Origin of the sequence: Burkholderia sp. Tr-20355 (assembly GCF_017104685.1) — a bacterium.
In the GTDB taxonomy this organism is placed as follows: domain Bacteria; phylum Pseudomonadota; class Gammaproteobacteria; order Burkholderiales; family Burkholderiaceae; genus Burkholderia; species Burkholderia seminalis.
The window spans coordinates 61323-76775 of sequence record NZ_JAAGPK010000022.1; the positions used below are offsets into that span (position 1 = coordinate 61323).

Sequence of the window (15453 nt, forward strand, 5' to 3'; positions counted from 1 at the left end):
CACCCGACCGGGATTTCCCTAGGCTGACATGTCGGCGCGCACGCGGTTAAATAAATCAACGTGATTTATTTAATGCACCGCCACACGGTGCAACATGGAAGGAGACGCCATGAGAAGCCCGCACATCGGCCAGGGAAGCAACTCGGCCAACGTGCGCCGTTACAACGAGCGCCTGCTGCTGAAGACGCTGCGCCGCGTGGGCAGCGCGTCGAAGGCCGACCTCGCCCGTCTCGCGAACATGACGGGCACGGCGGTCGGCAGCATCATCGAATCGCTCGCCGACTCAAAGCTGATCGAATTCGCGGGCCGCACCGAGGGCCAGCGCGGCCAGCCGGCCTCGTTGATCCGTCTCGACCCGCGCGGCGCGTTCGGCATCGGCGTCCATCTGGACCGGATGCGTATCGAGACCGCGCTGGTCAACTTCGCCGGCGACGTGCTCGGCCGCCGCTCGCACGACACGCTGCTGCCGCCCCCCGCCGACGTGCTCGAGATCGTGCGTCGCGACATCGACGCGATGCAGGCCCTGCTCCCCGACCATGAACGCGCGCGCCTGACCGGCGTCGGCGTCGCGCAACCCTACAACCTCGGCGCGTGGATGCGCGAGCTCGGCCTCGCGCCCGACACGTTCCGTGCGTGGGAAGACGTCGATTTCGCGGCCGACCTCGGCCGCATGCTGGCGCTGCCCGTGTTCGGCGAAAACGACGGCAACGCGGCCGCGATCGCCGAGCTGTTCTACGGCTACGGCCGGCAGTGCGACGACTTCGTCTACCTGTTCATCGGGCCGGCGATCGGCGGCGGCATCGCGATCGACGGCGACTGTCTGCGCGGCGTGACCGGCAATGCAGGCGACATCGCCGTGATTCCGGTACTGCCGAGCCGGCTCGCCTCCGCACCGCCGCCGCGCGGCGCGTGGGACATCCTGCTCGCGCGCGCGTCGCTGCACGCGCTCGTGCGTCACCTGCGCCATCACGGCGAGACGGTCGAGAACCGCGCCGATCTCGAAGCGTGCATCGCCCGCGGCCTGCCGGCCGTCGACGAGTGGATCGACGACTGCGTCGACGCGCTCGCACCGGCGTTGCGCGCGGTGCTGTGCGTGGTCGACGCGCCGGTCGTCGTACTCGACGCCGACACCGACGCGGGCCTGCTCGACGCAGTCACGACGCGCCTGCGCTCGGCGCTGGTCGCGACCGCCCCCGAAGCACGCGGCACGCCGACGCTCGTGCGCGGCACGTTCGGCGCGGACGCCGGCGCGATCGGCGCCGCCACGCTGCCGATGTTCTTCAACTTCTCCCCGCGGGCCGGCATCCTCAAGGGCGCCCGCACCGACTCGCAGGAGGTCCACCATGTCGCGTTCTGAGTCGCCCCGTCCGTTGCTCGAGATGCGCGGGATCAGCAAGACGTTCCCGGCCGTACGCGCGCTCGACAAGGTCAGCCTGACCGTCTATCCCGGCGAGATCCACTCGCTGATGGGCGAGAACGGCGCGGGCAAATCGACGCTGATGAAGATCCTGTCCGGCGCATACCGCGCCGACGCCGGCGGCGAAATCCTGATCGACGGAGAACGCATCGAGATCGACGGACCGCTCGCCGCACGCGATGCGGGTGTCGCGGTGATCTACCAGGAGCTGTGCCTGTCGCCGAACCTGACCGTCGCGGAAAACATCTACATCGGCCGCGAACTGCGGCGCGGCAACCGGCGCTGGGGCACGATCGACCGCGCGGCGATGGCGCGCGGCTGCCAGGACGTGCTCGCGCGCCTGGGTGCGCCGTTCGGCCCCGACACGCTCGTCGACACGCTGTCGATCGCCGAACAGCAGCTCGTCGAAATCGCGCGCGCGGTGCATACGCGTGCCCGCATCCTCGTGATGGACGAGCCGACGACGCCGCTGTCGTCGCGCGAAACGGAACACCTGTTCAGCCTGATCCGCCAGTTGCGCGAGGAAGGCCTCGCGATCATCTACATCAGCCACCGGATGGCGGAGATCTACGAACTGTCCGATCGCGTGTCGGTGCTGCGCGACGGCGCATACGTCGGCACGCTCGAACGCGCATCGCTGTCGGCCGAGCGACTCGTCGCGATGATGGTCGGCCGCGACATCTCCGGCTTCTACAAGAAGGAACATGCGCCGTACGACCCCGGCCACCTGCTGCTGTCGGTCCGCGACATCGCCGACGACACGCGCGTGCGCGGCTGCAGCCTCGACCTGCACGCCGGCGAAGTGCTCGGCATCGCGGGCCTCGTCGGCGCGGGCCGCACCGAGCTCGCGCGGCTGATCTTCGGCGCCGAACCACGCGTGCGCGGCGACGTGAAGCTGGGCGAACGCACGTTCGGCGCGCACTCGCCGCGCGACGCGATCGACGCGGGCCTCGTCTACCTGACCGAGGACCGCAAGCGCCAGGGCCTGTTCCTCGACATGAGCGTGCGCGACAACATCAACATTTCGGTGTGCAACCGCGACGCACGGCTCGGCGCGCTCGACCTCGCACGCGGCGCCGAACGCGCACGCGACGCGATCGCGTCGTTGTCGATCCGTGTCCCGCACGCGAACGTCAACGTTGGCGCGCTGTCGGGCGGCAACCAGCAGAAGGTGCTGCTGTCGCGGCTGCTCGAGACGAAGCCGCGCGTGCTGATCCTCGACGAACCGACACGGGGCGTCGACATCGGCGCGAAATCCGAGATCTACCGGATCATCAACGAACTGGCCCGCGCCGGCGTGGGCGTGATCGTGATCTCGAGCGAGCTGCCGGAAATCATCGGCGTCGCGGACCGCGTGCTCGTGATGCGCGAGGGCGAGATCGCCGGCGAACTCGGCGGCCACACGCATACACCCATCACGCAGGAAGCGATCATCGCGCTCGCCACCGGCTCGCAGGCCGAACTCGCCGACGCGCACTGAGCCCGCCCTTTCATTTCACTCTTACCTTCAGGTTACCGACATGATCAATCCGACCAAGCAGCGGAACCTCGCTTCCGCGACGGCCCATCCGGTGCCCAACCGTACGCCGCTGCTGCGCGGCGCCGATCAACGCGCCCGCATGCAATCGCTGATCCGCACGGCCGGCATGCTGCCGGTGCTGCTGGTTCTGTGCATCGGCTTCGGCTTCCTGACCGACGGCTTCTTCACGCTGCAGAACCTGTCGATCGTCACGCAGCAGGCGTCGATCAACATCGTGCTCGCGGCCGGCATGACCTTCGTGATCCTGACGGGCGGCATCGACCTGTCGGTCGGCTCGGTGCTCGCCGCCGCGGCCGTCGCCGCGCTGCTCGCGTCGACGATCCCCGGCTGGGGCTGGCTCGGCGTGCCTTTCGCACTCGTCGTCGGCCTCGTGTTCGGCGCGATCAACGGCGGGCTGATCTCGTTCCTGCGCCTGCCGCCGTTCATCGTCACGCTCGGCGCGATGACGGCCGTGCGCGGCGTCGCGCGCCTGATCGGCAACGACACGACCGTCTTCAACCCGCAGCTGCCGTTCGCGTTCATCGGCAACGGCACGATCCTCGGTGTGCCGTGGCTCGTCGTGATCGCGTGCGCGGTGATCGCGATCTCGTGGTTCATCCTGCGCCGCACGGTGCTCGGGATGCGAATCTATTCAGTCGGCGGCAACCCGGAAGCCGCGCGCCTGTCGGGCATCAACGTGCGGGCGATCCAGATGTTCGTGTATGCGGCGTCGGGGCTGCTCGCCGGCCTCGGCGCGGTGATGTCGGCCGCGCGGCTCTATGCGGCCAACGGTCTGCAGCTCGGCCAGTCCTACGAACTCGACGCGATCGCCGCGGTGATCCTCGGCGGCACGAGCTTCGTCGGCGGCGTCGGCTCGATCGTCGGCACGCTGATCGGCGCGCTGATCATCGCCGTCCTGACGAACGGGCTCGTGCTGCTCGGCGTGTCCGACATCTGGCAGTACATCATCAAGGGGCTCGTGATCATCGGCGCCGTCGCGCTCGACCGCTATCGCCAGCGCGACTCGGCGCGCACCTGACAGCATCCCGTCGATTCAACCTCGCGGCGCAGGCCGGTCCGCCTGCGCCCGTTCGCCAACAAACCTCTCGGAGACACCACGACATGTTCAAGCACACCGCCGCCCTGACCGCCGTCGCCTGCGCGCTTGCCTTCGGCGCTTCCGCCGCACACGCGGCCGACAAGCCGCTCAAATCGATCGGCGTCACGGTCGGATCGCTCGGCAACCCGTACTTCGTCACCATCGTCAAGGGCGCCGAAGCACGCGCGAAGCAGCTCAACCCGAACGCGAAGGTGACGGCCGTGTCGGCCGACTACGACCTGAACAAGCAGTTCACGCAGATCGACAACTTCATCTCCGCGCACGTCGACATGATCCTGCTGAACGCAACCGATCCGAAAGCCATCGAGCCGGCGGTGAAGAAGGCGCAGGCGGCCGGCATCACGGTCATCGCGGTCGACGTCGCGGCAGCCGGCGCGAACGCGACCGTGCAGACCAACAACGTGAAGGCAGGCGAGCTCGCCTGCGACTACATCGCGAAGAAGCTCAACGGCAAGGGGAACGTGATCATCGAGAACGGCCCGCAGGTGTCGGCCGTGATCGATCGCGTCAACGGCTGCAAGGCCGTGCTCGCGAAAAACGCCGGCATCAAGCTGCTGTCGAGCGACCAGGACGGCAAGGGCTCGCGCGAAGGCGGGATGAACGCGATGCAAGGCTACCTGACGCGCTTTCCGAAGCTCGACGCGGTGTTCACGATCAACGACCCGCAGGCGATCGGCAGCGACCTCGCCGCGAAGCAGCTGAACCGTCCGGGCATCGTGATCACGTCGGTCGACGGCGCACCCGACATCGAGGTCGCGCTCAAGTCCAACACGCTCGTGCAGGCATCGTCGAGCCAGGACCCGTGGGCGATGGCGCAGCAGGCCGTCAACGTCGGCTACGGGATCATGAACGGCCAGAAGCCGGCCAATCCGATGATCCTGATCGAGCCGACGCTCATCACGCGCGACAACGTGAAGACCTACAAGGGCTGGAGCGCGCCGCGCTGAGCGCGCCGCCGTCCGCCCGCGCAACCGGGCAGTGCCGGGCCGGGTCGCCATGCGCGGCGGCCCGCGCTGCCCGCCCTTTCGGATCAACCGCCGTACGGCCGTGCGCGACGCCACGGCACAAGGTTTCGACATGACGACCACGTTCCCCCGCCTGATCGTATTCGGCGAAGCGCTGACCGATTTCATCCGCGACGACGCGCAGCACTGGCACAGCGTCGCCGGCGGCTCATGCTGGAACGTCGCGCGCGTCGGCGCGCGACTCGGCGTGCCGACGGCCTTCGCCGGCACGGTCAGCCGCGACACCTTCGGCGACGAGCTGATGCGCAAGAGCGCCGACGCCGGACTCGACATGCGCTTCATCCGGCAGGTCGACCGCGCACCGCTGCTCGCGATGGTCGTGTCGAAGCAGCCGCCCCACTATTTCTTCATCGGCGAGAACAGCGCCGATCTCGCATTCGATCCGGCGGACCTGCCCGCCGGCGCCTTCGACGCGGCCGAGATCGTGCACGTCGGCTCGCTCGGCGTCGTGCGCGAACCGCTCGCGTCGCGCCTGATCGAGGTCGCACAGGCCGCGCGTGCGGCCGGCAAGCGGATCTCGTTCGACCCGAACTTCCGCGCACCGATGGCCGCGCCGTCGTATCGCGACACGCTGCGCCGGCTGTCCGCGCTCGCGGACTGGATCAAGGTTTCCGACGAGGATCTGCGCGGGCTGTTTCCCGAACTCGACGAAGCCGCCGCGCTCGCGCAACTGCGCGCATGGTCGCCCGACGCGACACTGCTCGTCACGCGCGGCGCATCGGGCATGCAGCTCCTGCATCGCGACACCGTGCTGTTCCAGCCCGCATTCCCGGCCGAAGTCGCCGATACGGTCGGCTGCGGCGATGCGAGCATCGGCGGCTGGCTCGCGAGCCAGCTTGCGCGCCCCGATGCAACGGCCGCCGACCATCTGCGCTACGCGGCCGCATGCGCGGCGGTCGCCTGTGCGCACGCAGGCGCCTATGCGCCGACGGCCGGGGAAGTGGCCGACATGATCGATCGCACGACGGACGTCGCGCTTTCGCGATAGACGGCACCGACACGGCCGGCGGTCATGCGGCAGTCGCGCCGTCGCCGCCGTCCGGCGGCATGCCGGCCTGCAACAGCTGCAGGCTTTCGTCGACGCTCAGCTCCGACATCGCGTCGCCGTGAAGCATATCGTCCGCCGCGCGGCGCAATGCATGCAGCGCATGCACCTTGAGCCGCACGATCGCGAGCCGCAACCCGCGCGCCGCGCATTCGGCCGCAAAGGTGCGCAGCGATTCGATCGTCGTACCGTCGACGTCCGGCGTCTCCTCTAGGCTCAGCATCACGGTATGCGTATCCGGCGTGGCCTTCATCAGCGCACGCACGCGATTGAGCATCCGGTCCGCGTTCGCGAAGAACAGTTGCGCCTCGGGCCGCACGATCAGCACGCCCGGCACCGGTTTCGCATCGGCGTGGCTCGCGACATCGACGAAATCGTGGCTGTCGCGTAGCCGGCCGAGCACGCTCACGTTCGGCTCGGACAGCTTGCGCAGCGTCAGCAGCAGGCTCACGCCGATGGCCGCGAGCAAGCCGTGCAGCACGCCGAGCACGAGCACCGCGAGCAACGCGGCGATCACGACGAGCCGGTCGCGATGCCACGCCCAATACGGCCGGAAGACGGACGGATGCAGCGAGTGGCTGACCGCGAAGATCACGATCGCCGCGAGCACGGGCTCCGGCGTGCGGGCAAGCTGTGGCAGCAGCAGCCAGACGATCAGCGCGACCACGCCGGCCGCCCACAGGCCGGCAAAGCGCGACTGCGCGCCAGCCGCCTCGTTCGCCGACGTCGCCGAATAACCGGCGCCGACCGGCATGCCGTGCAGCAGGCCCGATACGAGATTCGCACAGCCGAGCGCGACGAGATCGCGGTTCGGCGACACGGTATCGCCATGCTTGAGCGCGAAATTGCGGATCGATCCGTACGACTCCGCGTACAGGATCAGCATCAGCGCGAACGCGAGTTCGACCGTCTGCATCCACGCGTTGCGGTCGAGACGCGGCAAGCCGAATTCGAGGTGCCGGAAGTCGATCTGGCCGACGATCGCGATGCCGTACCGTTGCCAGTCGATCGCGTAACCTGCCGCGATCGCCAGCACGATCACGACGAGCGTCGCGGGCACGCGCGCGCCGCGCCCGAGCACGAACAGCAGCGCCAGCGCGGTCGCGCCGAGCACCATGCTCGCGAGGTTCGCGTGCGGCGCGCCGGCGATCAGGTCGAGCGCGACGTGCGGCGCATCGCTGTGCTGCACGGAGATCGCGAGGATCTTCGGCAACTGCTTGATAACGATCGTCAGCGCGAGGCCGAACGTGAAGCCGCGCAGCACGGGCCGCGCGACGAAATCCGACATGCCGCCGAGCCGCGCGGCGCCCGCGAGGATGAACAGCACGCCCGTCATCGCGACGAGCGCCGCCGCGAGCGCGAGTTGCGCGGCCAGCGCCATGCCCGATTCGGCGAGCACGGTTGCCGCGAGCACCGCGGCCGACGACGACGTCGACGACACGATCGCAAAGCGGCTGCTGCCCGTGAGCGCATAGACGACGAGCCCCGACAACAGCGCGATCAGGCCGGCCTGCGGCGGCAGGTTGGCCAGCCCCGCATACGCGACCGCTTCGGGAATCAGCAGCCCCGCGATCGACAGGCCGGCCAGCGCATCGAGGCCGATGCGCCGCCTGGGCGGCGGCGAAGCCGTATCGAGCGCGGCGAAATGGTCCGCATGCTGCGGGCCGGCATCGGGGCGGATCGGGGCGGTCGTCATGAGTCGGTCGGCGCCGTGCGCCGGTCAGGGTTTGACGGCGATGACGCCCGACCAGCCGGGCAGGTAGCGCGCATCCTGCTCGTGCGCGCGATGCAGCGCGATATCGAGCGCCTTCGAAAAATTCTTGCGGATCTGGTCGAGCGACACGTGCTGGCGCAGGTAATCGGCCCACAGGAATTCGCTGAACGGCGTCGCGTCCTTCGCATAGCCGCCCGCCGTGCGCAGTTCGCCCGCGAGGCTGCGGTACGGATCGTCCTCGAGCCCCGTCAACGCCTTCGGCAGATGCGCATAGTCGCGCCGCGATCCGTCCGCGCCGAACGGATGCACCCACTGATTGTGCTCCATCATCCGCCAGAAGATCGTGTCGTCGAGCCACGACAGATCCTTCAGCAGCATCGCGTTCACGCGCGACTCGCCCTCCTCGATCAGCGCGAGGCCGAGATGGTGGTGATCGGTGATGTAGTGCAGCCCGTCCGGGCCGAGGACGGCCGGGAACCAGTGCGATTCGATCGCCGCCTTGCGCGCACGCTTGTCGAGCCCCTTCCAGTGCTTGCGCTTCGCCTTGACCTCGCGATACCCGACCGTCATCTGCGTCGGACGCAGCGCGTCGAGCCGGACGGGAATGAGATGAACGTCGTTGCCGAGTGCCATGGTCGTACCCCATGTTGCGAAATTCCGGCAACGATACTCCGGATCGCATGGGCCGTTAATCCGTCATGACCTCGATACGCCTCCGATTGACAATCCCTGACAACCGTCCGCGCCTGCGCGCGACACGGCGCTACGCGCGCAGGTCGTTGCGTTCGAGACGATGACGAATGTAAGGAATGCCGTCGTGCACGACGCTCACGCGCTGCATCCCGAGCTTGCGCGCGACGTTCAGCGAGCCGCCGTTGGCTTCCGCGATATCGGCGATCACGCGCGGCAGGCGCACGGTGTCGAACGCGTGACGCACGAGGGCTTGCGCAGCCTCGCTCGCGATGCCGCGCCCCCAGGCCGCACGCACGAGCCGCCAGCCGATCTCCACGTCGCGCGCGCCGTCCGCGTAGTCGGGAATCAGCAGGACCCAGCCGATGAACGCGTCGGGCGCGGCCTTCTCGAAGATCGACCAGTAGCCGAGGCCCGGCGGATAGTCGCGCGTGATCCGGTGCGTGACGAAGCGGCGATGCGCGTCGGGGTCGTGCCACGGGCCCGCGATGTGCCGCGTGACTTCCGGATCGCGATCCATCTCGACGCACGCCTTGAGGTCGGCCAGCACGCGCGGACGCAGCCACAGCCTGTCGGTTTCGAGCACGGGCAATTCGGCGGCGGAACATTGATTCATCCGGACTCCTGATTCGGTGACGATGCGCATCGAGCGCATTACAGAATTGATACAAAAAGCCTTCCGGAATGATACAGATGCCTGTCGCTTGGCCCGCGCAGCCTCGTTGCCATTTCCGAAACAGTTCATTTCGTAGGGATTATTCCCGATTCGGACTTATCGCGCCCCACATCGCGCGGCGCGGAGGCCTACACTCGATCAGTGCCTCCCGCGCCGCGCGCATGCCGGGCCGGCATCCGCATGCATATCGCGAGCGCGCAAGCCAACGAGGAGACCCCGGACATGAGCTGGACCCGCGAACAACGCAACGTCACGATCGCCGCCTACCTGGGCTGGACGCTCGATGCGTTCGATTTTTTCCTGATGGTTTTCGTGCTGAAGGACATCGCCGCGGAATTCGCGTCGACGATCCCCGCCGTCGCGTTCGCGCTCACGCTGACGCTTGCGATGCGCCCGCTCGGCGCGCTGATCTTCGGCCGGCTCGCCGACCGCTTCGGCCGCCGCCCGACGCTGATGGTCAACATCGCGTGCTATTCGCTGCTCGAGCTCGCGTCCGGTTTCGCGCCGAGCCTCACCGCGCTGCTCGTGCTGCGTGCGCTGTTCGGCATCGCGATGGGCGGCGAATGGGGTGTCGGCTCCGCGCTGACGATGGAGACCGTGCCGACCCATGCACGCGGCTTCGTATCGGGGCTGTTGCAGGCCGGCTATCCGAGCGGCTACCTGCTCGCGTCCGTCGTGTTCGGCCTGTTCTACCAGTACATCGGCTGGCGCGGCATGTTCATGATCGGGGTGCTGCCCGCGCTGCTCGTGCTGTATGTCCGGGCGCACGTGCCGGAATCGCCCGCATGGAAACAGATGGAGAAGCGCCCGCGCCCGAGCCTCGGCGCCACGCTGAAGCAGAACTGGAAGCTCACGGTCTACGCGATCGTGCTGATGACCGCGTTCAACTTCTTCTCGCACGGCACGCAGGATCTCTACCCGACCTTCCTGCGCGAACAGCATCACTTCGATCCGCATACCGTGTCGTGGATCACGATCGTGCTGAACCTCGGCGCGATCGTCGGCGGCCTGTCGTTCGGCACGATCTCGGAGCGGATCGGCCGGCGCCGCGCGATCTTCATCGCCGCACTGATCGCGCTGCCCGTGCTGCCGCTGTGGGCATTCTCGAGCGGGCCGGTTGCCCTCGCCGCCGGTGCGTTCCTGATGCAGATCTCGGTCCAGGGCGCGTGGGGCGTGATCCCGGTTCACCTGAACGAGATCTCGCCCGACGAAATCCGGGCAACCTTTCCCGGTGTCGTCTATCAGCTCGGCAACCTGCTCGCGTCCGGCAACGCGACGATGCAGGCGTCGCTCGCCGTTTCGCACGGCAACAACTACAGCCTCGCGCTTGCGCTCGTGGCCGGCACCGTCGCGGTCGTGATCGCCGTGCTGATCCTGTTCAGCCGCGAACGGCGCGGCATCGACATGACGCAATCGGTCAATACGCGTAGCACCGTCGGCTGAATCCGCACGTTTGCGCATCGCACCATCGCGCGCGCCCCGCCAGGCCGGGGCCGCGCGTCGCACTTTCCGCATTCGCACATCGAACTAGAGGAATTTGTCCAGATTCCCCGCTTGCCCGCCGTGCCCGCGTTTTTTTATCTTAATAAAAACGACTGTTTGAATCAGATAATCAAATCACCTGTTCGCGGCCGGGAAACCGGCATGGGAGGCGGAACATGGCAGTAAGTCAGGAGGGGCGGCCATCCGCGGGACGGCCGTCCGGGGCACGGTCATCCGGCACGCGGCAGACCGGCGGGACGAAGGCGCGCATCCTCGATGCGGCCGAGGACCTGTTCATCGAGCATGGCTTCGAGGCGATGTCGATGCGGCAGATCACGTCGCGCGCGGCGGTCAATCTCGCCGCGGTCAACTACCACTTCGGCAGCAAGGAGGCGCTGATCCACGCGATGCTGTCGCGCCGGCTCGACCAGCTCAACCAGGAACGCCTCGGTATCCTCGACCGCTTCGATGCGCAGCTCGGCACGCACATCACCTGCGAGCACGTGCTCGGCGCGATGTTCATCCCCGCGCTGAAGGCGTCGCGCGACCCGGAACGCGGCGGGCCCGGGTTCCTCCGGCTGATCGGGCGCGCCTATACCGATCCGTCGCCGTTCGTACGCAACTTCCTGACCGCCCACTACGCGAGCGTCGCGGGCCGCTTCTTCGACGCATTCCAGCGCGCGCTGCCGCACCTGCCGCGCACCGAGCTCGGCTGGCGGCTGCATTTCGCGATCGGCGCGTTGTCCGGCGCGCTCGCCGGCGCCGAAACGGAGAGCCTGATCGACGAATTCTCGCAAGGCCGCACGATGAACGACGTACAGATGATCGCGCGGCTGTCGTCGCTGATCGTCGCCGCGCTGAAGGCGCCGATGCCCGACAGCGCGCAGTTGTCGATCTTCGCCGCGGTACTCGACGACGCGGGCGCGAGCGAAGCGTTCGGGCTGCCGCAATCGGGCGCGACGAGCACCGGCACGGCGACGCTGCATTCCGCGAACTGAGCGCGCGAGGCCACGCGCGGCTTCCTGTTCACGATTTGATTGATACGCGCGGTCAGGCGGGGCGTCGAGGCGCCCGCGCCGATCGACCGCGAAGCACGGGGCATGGGCAGGCGCCGAAGCGCCCGCCCTCGCCGAAAGCAAAGACCGGAGACACGTCATGTCATCTTCCGCAGCAACCACGACGGCCCAGATCCCGCCGAACACCGACGGCATCTGGTACGCGTCATATCCGCCCGGCGTCCCGCACGACATCGACGTCACGCAATACGCGTCGCTCGTGCAGTTCTTCGACGAATGCACGACCCGCTTCGCCGACCGCGTCGCATACGTGAGCGCCGGCGCGTCGATGACCTACCGCACGCTCGCGCGGAAGGTCGACGCATTCGCGTCGTACCTGCAAAGCCTCGGCGTGAAGCCGGGCGATCGCGTCGCGATCATGCTGCCGAATACGTTCCAGTACCCGGTCGCGCTGTTCGGCACGCTGAAGGCCGGTGCGATCGTCGTCAACGTCAATCCGCTCTACACCGTGCGCGAACTCGCGCATCAGCTGAAGGACAGCGGCGCGCAGACGATCGTCGTATTCGAGAACTTCGCACGCACGCTGCAGGACGCGCTGCCTGAAACGCAGGTGAAGCACATCGTCGTCACAGCACTCGGCGACCTGCTCGCCGACGGTTTCAATGCGAAAGGACGCCTGATCAATTTCGTGCTGAAGCACGTGAAGAAGCTCGTGCCGGCCTACCACCTGCCGCAGGCCATCCGGCTGCGCTCCGCCCTCGCGCTCGGCGCGCGCGGCAAGCCGCAGCCCGTGCAGACGACGCGCGACGACCTCGCGTTCCTGCAATACACGGGCGGCACGACCGGGGTCGCGAAAGGCGCGATGCTCACGCACGGCAACCTGATCGCGAACCTGCTGCAGGCGAAGGCGTGGATCGCCGACCAGGTGTCGGGCGACGTCGAGACCGTGCTCACGCCGCTGCCGCTGTATCACATCTATTCGCTGACGGTGAACGCGTTCATCTTCATGGGACTGGGCGGACGCAACATCCTGATCGCGAACCCGCGCGACATGAAGATGGTGATGAAGATCATCCGCAACGAAACGTTCACGGGGATCACCGGCATCAACACGCTGTACAACGCGTTCCTCGACAACGAGGAATTCCGCAAGCGCGACTTCTCGAAGCTCAAGCTTGCGATGGCCGGCGGGATGGCGATGCAACGCGCGGTCGCGGAGCGCTTCCAGCAGGTGACGGGCCGGCCGGTCGTCGAGGGCTACGGGCTCACCGAGTGCTCGCCGATCGTCACGATGAACCCCGTGGACCTGAACGACATGGCCGCGTTCAGCGGCTCGATCGGGCTGCCCGCGCCATCCACCTCCGTGCGCTTTCGCCGCGAGGACGGCACCTGGGCGCCCGTCGGCGAGCCGGGCGAACTGTGCGTGCACGGCCCGCAGGTGATGCGCGGCTACTGGCAGCGCCCCGACGAGACCGCCAAGGTGCTCGACGCCGACGGCTGGCTCGGCACCGGCGACATCGGCGTGATGGACGAACGCGGCTTCATCCGCCTGATCGACCGCAAGAAGGACATGATCCTCGTGTCGGGTTTCAACGTGTATCCGAACGAGATCGAGGAAGTGCTCGTGATGCATCCGGGCATCAGCGAGGCGGCGGCGATCGGCATTCCGGACGAAGTCCAGGGCGAACGGATCAAGGTGTTCGTCGTGCGCCGCGACCCGTCGCTGACGGTCGACGACGTGCTCGCGCACTGCCGCAAGAACCTGACCGGCTACAAGATGCCGAAATTCGTCGAGTTCCGCGACGCGCTGCCGCAGACGAACGTCGGCAAGATCCTGCGCCGCGCGCTGCGCGACGAGGAGCTCGCCAAAATCAAGGCCGCGAAGCAAGGCTGAACGATCCATCGCTCCGGGAGGCACTGTCGATGAACGAAGGAATGAAGCGCTGCGCACGACATGCCGCCGCCGCGGCTGTCGCCTGCCTGCTGTCGCTCGCGCACGCGGGCCTGCATGCGCAGGAAACGGCCGATGCCGCGAGTGCGGCGCAGGAGGCCGCATTGCCGGCGGACCTGGCGAAAGTCGCGCGCGAGCCGCTCGCGCAACAGGCACGCTGGCTGCGCACGGCCGCGCAGCGCGGCACGCTCGCGCAGCTCGACGACGCGACGCTCACCGCGCTCTTCAAGGCGCTCGATCCGCTTGCCGTGCCGCTCTATATCCGTAACGGTCCGAACGGCTATCCGTCGTACCAGTTCACGATGGTGCGCCAGGAGCGCATCAGCGGAAAATGGTCCGACACGCCCGATCGCATGCTGGTGAAGACCACCCGCGAGCCGCTGCGCGTCTATGCGAAATGGCTGCCGGGCGGCGCGCACGCGGGACAGGAAACCATCTACGACACGACGCAGCGCAAGGACGAGATGTATGGCCACCTGGGCGGCCTGCTCGGCAAGATTCCGCTGTGGACGTCGCTCGACGGCGCGCTGGCGCGTGCCCAGTCGAATCACCAGGTGAAGGATCTCGGCACCGAGTTCATCACGAACCTGTACCTGACCGAAGGGAAGAAGTACCTGGAAGCCGGCGTGCAGCGACCGACCCAGATCGAGGCAAAATCGATCGGCGGCGTGCGCGTGGTCGCGCTCACCTACGAGACGCCGACCGGCCGGCCGCAGTTCTATGCGAAAAAGGAAGTCCTCGGGCTCGACCTGCACGCGCCCTATTTCCGGACCGTCGAGTCCTATGACAACGACGGCAGGATCTTCGAGCGGATCGTCATCGAGAAAATCGCGCCGGCCACGCTCGACGACAGCGCATTCGACCCGAAAAACCCCGACTACGCGTTATGATTCGCGCCGGCGGGGCTGGAATCGAGATCAATCGTCATCGTCGTCGCCGTGGTGCTTCCGCCAATGCTTGTCATAGTGCTTGCGCCACTTCCGGTAGCGGTCGTCGTCTTCATCGCCGTAGTAGCCGTATCCGTAGCCCGGATAGGCCACGACGGCCGGCTGCGGCGCCACATAGACCGGTGCCGGCTCGACATAGACCGGCGCGACCGGCACACCGATGCCGACCGACAGGTCGACATGTGCCATTGCACTACCCGAAGCCAGCAATGCCATGCACGCGCACCACCCGGCCCATTGCCTCTTGTTCATGTTCTGCCCCCCCTGAAACGCCGGCCTGCCCGGCTCGCGCGGCCAATGTAAGCGCACCGCACGCGGCGAGGTGATACGGCGCTGCGAGAGTCGTAACGCGACGTAACGAAACGGCTTCGTCCATTCGGCCGAATCGCGAAAATGCGCTGGAACGTCTATAGTGGGTTACGGTTCGACACAATCACGACTGCGCGCTTCCCTATTGAACAGGGTAGAATCCCGCCAAACACCTTGTGGACGAACACGCCACACACACGCACAACATATTCTCTGACGCAGGCTCCTGCCGCACCTCAATGGCCAATCCCGCAGAATCCCATCCGCAAAACGACTTCATCAATTCGGCGCGCAAGGAACGTAAGCGCGTTGAAATCTATCTCGTCAACGGCATTCGTCTGACGGGGTGTATCGAGTCGTTCGACCAGTACCTGGTGATGCTGCGCACCCCCGTGGGTCTGCAAGGCATCTACAAGCGCGCGGCGTGGCGCGGGCTCCTGCGCCGGCTGTCCGGGCGAGTGCGTGGTGGCCGTCACGTGCGCGAGCATTCCTGATATCGGAACCTGCCCCGCCTCGATACGCGGTTGGCAGATCCCCCATCA

At 67.3% G+C, this 15453-nt stretch carries 13 protein-coding genes and 1 pseudogene; 10 read left to right on the forward strand and 4 right to left on the reverse strand.

What is annotated here, in order from left to right; all coding sequences use genetic code 11:
- Positions 1 to 109: 109 nt before the first annotated feature.
- From G3N62_RS08635 to G3N62_RS08655, 5 genes are all read left to right on the forward strand, one after another.
- Positions 110 to 1357: an ROK family protein gene (locus tag G3N62_RS08635; protein ID WP_034190170.1), complete on the forward strand. Its 1248-nt coding sequence runs from the start codon at positions 110 to 112 to the stop codon at positions 1355 to 1357.
- The gene (locus G3N62_RS08640; protein ID WP_034190106.1) at positions 1344 to 2897 is read left to right on the forward strand and encodes a sugar ABC transporter ATP-binding protein; all 1554 of its coding nucleotides are present in this window, start codon (positions 1344 to 1346) and stop codon (positions 2895 to 2897) included. The genes G3N62_RS08635 and G3N62_RS08640 overlap by 14 nt, the downstream gene beginning before the upstream one ends.
- Positions 2898 to 2937: 40 nt before the next feature.
- Positions 2938 to 3975 carry a ribose ABC transporter permease gene (locus tag G3N62_RS08645; RefSeq protein ID WP_034190107.1) on the forward strand — a complete coding sequence of 346 codons (1038 nt, stop codon included), beginning with the start codon at positions 2938 to 2940 and terminating at the stop codon, positions 3973 to 3975.
- An 83-nt stretch (positions 3976 to 4058) separates the two neighbouring features.
- The gene (locus tag G3N62_RS08650; protein WP_034190108.1) at positions 4059 to 5003 is read left to right on the forward strand and encodes an ABC transporter substrate-binding protein; all 945 of its coding nucleotides are present in this window, start codon (positions 4059 to 4061) and stop codon (positions 5001 to 5003) included.
- 130 nt (positions 5004 to 5133) lie between these two features.
- Positions 5134 to 6069 carry a carbohydrate kinase gene (locus G3N62_RS08655; protein WP_059557869.1) on the forward strand — a complete coding sequence of 312 codons (936 nt, stop codon included), beginning with the start codon at positions 5134 to 5136 and terminating at the stop codon, positions 6067 to 6069.
- 22 nt (positions 6070 to 6091) lie between these two features.
- Here the strand turns inward: G3N62_RS08655 and G3N62_RS08660 are convergent, their stop codons facing one another.
- The 3 genes from G3N62_RS08660 to G3N62_RS08670 all read right to left on the reverse strand — a co-directional run bounded on the left by G3N62_RS08660 (position 6092) and on the right by G3N62_RS08670 (position 9146).
- Complete coding sequence (locus G3N62_RS08660) at positions 6092 to 7822, reverse strand: SulP family inorganic anion transporter (RefSeq protein ID WP_124669111.1); 1731 nt, start codon at positions 7820 to 7822, stop codon at positions 6092 to 6094.
- Between the two features lie 24 nt (positions 7823 to 7846).
- Positions 7847 to 8473, reverse strand: a complete 627-nt coding sequence (locus G3N62_RS08665; protein WP_034190110.1) for a ParB-like protein — start codon at positions 8471 to 8473, stop codon at positions 7847 to 7849.
- Positions 8474 to 8603: 130 nt separating this feature from the next.
- A complete protein-coding gene (locus G3N62_RS08670) occupies positions 8604 to 9146 on the reverse strand; it encodes a GNAT family N-acetyltransferase (RefSeq protein ID WP_124669113.1) in 543 nt (180 codons plus the stop codon).
- 282 nt (positions 9147 to 9428) lie between these two features.
- On the opposite strand from G3N62_RS08670, the gene G3N62_RS08675 reads away from it, so the two are divergent.
- From G3N62_RS08675 to G3N62_RS08690, 4 genes are all read left to right on the forward strand, one after another.
- Positions 9429 to 10649, forward strand: coding sequence for an MFS transporter (locus tag G3N62_RS08675; protein ID WP_049031897.1), 1221 nt, complete (start codon positions 9429 to 9431; stop codon positions 10647 to 10649).
- A 215-nt stretch (positions 10650 to 10864) separates the two neighbouring features.
- A complete protein-coding gene (locus tag G3N62_RS08680; RefSeq protein ID WP_124669115.1) occupies positions 10865 to 11686 on the forward strand; it encodes a TetR/AcrR family transcriptional regulator in 822 nt (273 codons plus the stop codon).
- Between the two features lie 157 nt (positions 11687 to 11843).
- On the forward strand, positions 11844 to 13598 hold the full coding sequence (locus G3N62_RS08685; RefSeq protein WP_124608008.1) for an AMP-binding protein: 1755 nt from the start codon (positions 11844 to 11846) through the stop codon (positions 13596 to 13598).
- A gap of 29 nt (positions 13599 to 13627) precedes the next feature.
- Positions 13628 to 14545, forward strand: a complete 918-nt coding sequence (locus G3N62_RS08690) for a DUF1571 domain-containing protein (protein WP_124669116.1) — start codon at positions 13628 to 13630, stop codon at positions 14543 to 14545.
- 27 nt (positions 14546 to 14572) lie between these two features.
- On the opposite strand, the gene G3N62_RS08695 is transcribed toward G3N62_RS08690, so the two are convergent.
- Positions 14573 to 14854 (reverse strand): PXPV repeat protein, encoded by a 282-nt coding sequence (locus tag G3N62_RS08695; RefSeq protein WP_049028857.1) that lies wholly within the window; start codon positions 14852 to 14854, stop codon positions 14573 to 14575.
- Positions 14855 to 15150: 296 nt separating this feature from the next.
- Between G3N62_RS08695 and G3N62_RS08700 the strand changes: the two are divergent.
- Positions 15151 to 15333, forward strand: a pseudogene (locus G3N62_RS08700) (RNA chaperone Hfq); the annotation flags it as partial.
- Positions 15334 to 15453: the final 120 nt, after the last annotated feature.

Coding starts and splice junctions, on each gene's coding strand:
- G3N62_RS08635 (WP_034190170.1), top strand. CDS start 110: ATGAGAAGCCCGCACATCGGCCAGGGAAGCAACTCGGCCAACGTGCGC.
- G3N62_RS08640 (WP_034190106.1), top strand. CDS start 1,344: ATGTCGCGTTCTGAGTCGCCCCGTCCGTTGCTCGAGATGCGCGGGATC.
- G3N62_RS08645 (WP_034190107.1), top strand. CDS start 2,938: ATGATCAATCCGACCAAGCAGCGGAACCTCGCTTCCGCGACGGCCCAT.
- G3N62_RS08650 (WP_034190108.1), top strand. CDS start 4,059: ATGTTCAAGCACACCGCCGCCCTGACCGCCGTCGCCTGCGCGCTTGCC.
- G3N62_RS08655 (WP_059557869.1), top strand. CDS start 5,134: ATGACGACCACGTTCCCCCGCCTGATCGTATTCGGCGAAGCGCTGACC.
- G3N62_RS08660 (WP_124669111.1), bottom strand. CDS start 7,822: ATGACGACCGCCCCGATCCGCCCCGATGCCGGCCCGCAGCATGCGGAC.
- G3N62_RS08665 (WP_034190110.1), bottom strand. CDS start 8,473: ATGGCACTCGGCAACGACGTTCATCTCATTCCCGTCCGGCTCGACGCG.
- G3N62_RS08670 (WP_124669113.1), bottom strand. CDS start 9,146: ATGAATCAATGTTCCGCCGCCGAATTGCCCGTGCTCGAAACCGACAGG.
- G3N62_RS08675 (WP_049031897.1), top strand. CDS start 9,429: ATGAGCTGGACCCGCGAACAACGCAACGTCACGATCGCCGCCTACCTG.
- G3N62_RS08680 (WP_124669115.1), top strand. CDS start 10,865: ATGGCAGTAAGTCAGGAGGGGCGGCCATCCGCGGGACGGCCGTCCGGG.
- G3N62_RS08685 (WP_124608008.1), top strand. CDS start 11,844: ATGTCATCTTCCGCAGCAACCACGACGGCCCAGATCCCGCCGAACACC.
- G3N62_RS08690 (WP_124669116.1), top strand. CDS start 13,628: ATGAACGAAGGAATGAAGCGCTGCGCACGACATGCCGCCGCCGCGGCT.
- G3N62_RS08695 (WP_049028857.1), bottom strand. CDS start 14,854: ATGAACAAGAGGCAATGGGCCGGGTGGTGCGCGTGCATGGCATTGCTG.